Source organism: Flavobacterium sp., assembly GCF_003525665.1.
In the GTDB taxonomy this organism is placed as follows: Bacteria; Bacteroidota; Bacteroidia; order Flavobacteriales; family Flavobacteriaceae; genus Flavobacterium.
Window position 1 is genome coordinate 395 of sequence record NZ_DQDX01000145.1, and the last position, 3409, is coordinate 3803.

Consider the following 3409-nt stretch of genomic DNA (forward strand, 5'->3'; position numbering starts at 1 on the left):
GGAATTTGGAATTTAAATATTGGAATTTGGAATTTCTAAATTGGAATTTAATTTTTTGATCATCCAAACCGGACAACTTGTATGACCAGTTCCGCCCAAAGGTGCGCAAAGGTATTCAAATCCAACTTTTTTATACAATTTTTGAGCATTTAGCATTTCGGGAAGCGTTTCTAGATAGCATTTTTCATAACCAAATTCGGTTGCTTTTTCAAGACACTTCAATATCATTTGATGTCCAATTCCTTTGCCTCGAGCTTCTTCTAAAAAATACATTTTCTGTAATTCACAGATATTTTCTTCAGAATTTTCTAACTGACTTACTCCTGCTCCACCTATAATTTTACCAGCATCTTCAACTACAAAATAAACCGATTTTGGTTTATCATAAGCTTCAAACATAAAATCCAATTGAACATCGGCAAACGCAGTTCCAGTTTTTGGATAATTATCTGATATAAAAACCTCCCGAATTACATTGGCAATTTGCTTATTATCTGATTGTTGAATTTCTCTAATTAACATGTAAACTAAACTTCTAAATTTATAAACTTCTAAACTCAAAAAAACTTATTTTTGTGATGTGAAGATACATGAAAAATATATAAAACGTTGCATTGAACTAGCCAAAAATGGTTTGGGCACAACCTATCCAAATCCGTTGGTTGGGAGCGTGATTGTATATAATGACGAAATTATTGGCGAAGGTTGGCACAGAAAATCGGGCGAAGCACATGCAGAAGTCAATGCTATAAATTCGGTTAAAGACAAATCACTACTTTCTAAATCTACCATTTATGTGAGTTTAGAACCTTGCAGTCATTATGGAAAAACACCGCCTTGTTGCGATTTGATTATTGCAAATAAAATTCCGAATGTGGTAATTGGCACCATCGATCCGTTTGCAAAAGTAGCCGGAAGCGGAATTAAAAAATTAATTGAAGCTGGGAAAAAGGTTACTGTCGGAATTCTAGAAGACGAATGTAACGCGTTGAACAAACGATTTTTTACTTTTCACACTAAAAAACGTCCGTATATCATTTTAAAGTGGGCAGAAAGTAGTGATGGATTTATTGCGCCACTTTCCAAAGAAAAACAAGAGCCAGTTTGGATAACCAATTCATTTTCAAGACAATTAGTCCATAAATGGAGAAGCGAAGAACAAGCTATTTTGGTTGGAACACAAACAGTAGTAGACGATAATCCAAAATTAGACACAAGAAATTGGAGCGGAAACAATCCAACGAGAATTATTTTAGATCGAACTGGAAAAATTTCTGAAGATTACCACGTTAAAGATCAAAAAATTAAAACCATTGTAATCACAGAAAAAGAAAATTTACAATCAACCGAAAATTTAATCTACGAAAATTGTATCTTTGATATTCGTCTTGTTTTTTCGGTGTGTGAAATTTTATATAAACACAACATTCAATCGGTTATAATTGAAGGCGGAAGACAAACGATACAAACATTTATTGATGCCAATATTTGGGATGACGCTCGAATTTTTAAAGGTCATAAATCTTTAGAAAACGGAATTAAAGCACCAGTTATTGCATATAAAAACTTTGAAAAACAAGCCATTGAAGGCGACGAACTAATAAAAATTTTCAATCATGATTGATACTATAATTTTTGATTTTGGTGACATTTTTATCAATTTAGAAAAAGAAGCGCAAGTTGAAGCGTTCAAAAAACTAGGTTTAAATGAACCAAAACCCGAATTGATTGAAATGAACGATTTGTTCGAAAAAGGAAAAGTATCTGAAATTCAATTCATTGAGTCGTTTCATCAGTTTATTCCGAATGCTGGTTTAAATGACATTCGTGATGCTTGGAACACGATTATTGGAGAATTTCCATTGTATCGATTAGAGTTTTTACAATTGCTTTCGCATAAATACCGATTGTTTTTACTTACCAATACCGACGTTATTCACATCAACAGATTTGAAGACAATGTAGGCGTTTCGTTTTTCAGCGATTTTTACCAATGTTTTGAAAAAGTATATTATTCGTACGAAATGGGAATGCGAAAACCAGATGCCGCAATTTACAGTCATATAGTAAACAAACACGATTTGTCTCCTAAACGCACCTTATTTGTAGACGATAAAAAAATAAATACCGATGCAGCAGCAAGTATTGGACTTCATGTATGGAATTTACAAGTTGGAAAAGAAGACGTTGTAGATTTGTTCTCTCAAAAACATTTGCCACTATAGTTTTGACTGCAACCGATACCTATAAAACGCTTTCATTTCCATCGGAAGAAATTTTATTCAAAGAAAAAAACAGTAAGTTTTTTGGCTACGCTTTTCCTGTAACTTCAGAAGAAGAAATAAAAAATCATTTAGATATATTAAGAAAGAAACACCATGGCGCAGTACATTTTTGTTATGCTTATCAAATTGGCACCGATAAAATTCAGTTTAGAGCCAATGATGATGGCGAACCAAGTAACTCAGCAGGCGCACCAATTTACGGACAAATACAATCGTTTGCAATAACCAATGTTTTAGTTGTAGTAGTTCGATTTTTTGGCGGAGTAAAATTGGGCGTTGGCGGATTAATATCGGCTTACAAAACTTCGGCACAAATGGCATTGGAAGCATCAGAAATTATCGAAAAAACTATAGATATACATTATATAGTAGCATTCAATTATAAAAACATGAATAAAGTGATGCGCGTTATTAAAGAAAAGAATCTCCAAATCATTTCCCAAAATATGAAAGAAACGTGCGAAATAGAAATTGCTACGCGAAAAAAAAATGCCGAAATAATTTTCGACATTTTTACTACTTTATTTGAAATTGATATTAAATTAAAAGATTAAACTTCGGCTTTTAAAATATCTAAAATATATTGTGGAGGAACAACAGCTTTTCCGTTTTTTATGTCCAAAAAAACCAATATAAAATGTGCAGTTGTTAATAACTCTTGACTTTCGTTACGAATTTCGCAATCGAATTCTATCTTCACACCGCTATACTTTTTTAATTTAGTATTTACAGTAAGTAAGTCATCATAACGAGCAGATTTTTTATAATTTAAATGCATTGACACAATAGGTAATGCAATACCACTTTCTTCAAGTGATTTGTACGAAACGCCTTTGTTTCTAAGCCATTCCACTCTTCCAATCTCAAAATACGGCACATAACTACCATGATAAACCACACCCATTTGGTCGGTTTCACCATATCGAACTCTTACTTCTACATCGTGTCCTTTCATCTGTTTTTTTTACTTTTTATCTAATTAAATTTAACTCGTTACAACAAAATTTTCAAAAAATCAATGCCATTTAATTTTTTTTTAAAGAAAATTGTTCACATATTTGTTAACCCAAAAATAACACTAGAAAATCCTTTTTCTTCTGTAAGAAAACCTTTAGATAAATTAT

The 3409-nt window shown here is 32.1% G+C and carries 5 protein-coding genes; 3 read left to right on the plus strand and 2 right to left on the minus strand.

Translation table 11 applies throughout. From position 1 onward, the window contains the following. Positions 1–12: 12 nt before the first annotated feature. Positions 13–522, minus strand: coding sequence for a GNAT family N-acetyltransferase (locus DIU01_RS10140; RefSeq protein WP_290834072.1), 510 nt, complete (start codon positions 520–522; stop codon positions 13–15). Positions 523–580: 58 nt separating this feature from the next. Here DIU01_RS10140 and ribD point away from each other — a divergent pair, with 58 nt between their 5' ends. Genes ribD through DIU01_RS10155 form a run of 3 tightly spaced genes read left to right on the plus strand, consistent with a single transcriptional unit; the run spans position 581 to position 2839 of the window. Next, positions 581–1624, plus strand: coding sequence for a bifunctional diaminohydroxyphosphoribosylaminopyrimidine deaminase/5-amino-6-(5-phosphoribosylamino)uracil reductase RibD (gene ribD / locus DIU01_RS10145; RefSeq protein WP_290834062.1), 1044 nt, complete (start codon positions 581–583; stop codon positions 1622–1624). Then, the gene (locus DIU01_RS10150; protein ID WP_290834064.1) at positions 1617–2225 is read left to right on the plus strand and encodes an HAD family phosphatase; all 609 of its coding nucleotides are present in this window, start codon (positions 1617–1619) and stop codon (positions 2223–2225) included. Before ribD ends, DIU01_RS10150 begins: the two co-directional genes overlap by 8 nt. A gap of 2 nt (positions 2226–2227) precedes the next feature. Further along, positions 2228–2839, plus strand: coding sequence for a YigZ family protein (locus DIU01_RS10155; RefSeq protein WP_290834073.1), 612 nt, complete (start codon positions 2228–2230; stop codon positions 2837–2839). On the opposite strand, the gene DIU01_RS10160 is transcribed toward DIU01_RS10155, so the two are convergent. After that, positions 2836–3240: a thioesterase family protein gene (locus DIU01_RS10160; RefSeq protein ID WP_290834066.1), complete on the minus strand. Its 405-nt coding sequence runs from the start codon at positions 3238–3240 to the stop codon at positions 2836–2838. The genes DIU01_RS10155 and DIU01_RS10160 overlap by 4 nt on opposite strands. Positions 3241–3409 lie beyond the last annotated feature (169 nt).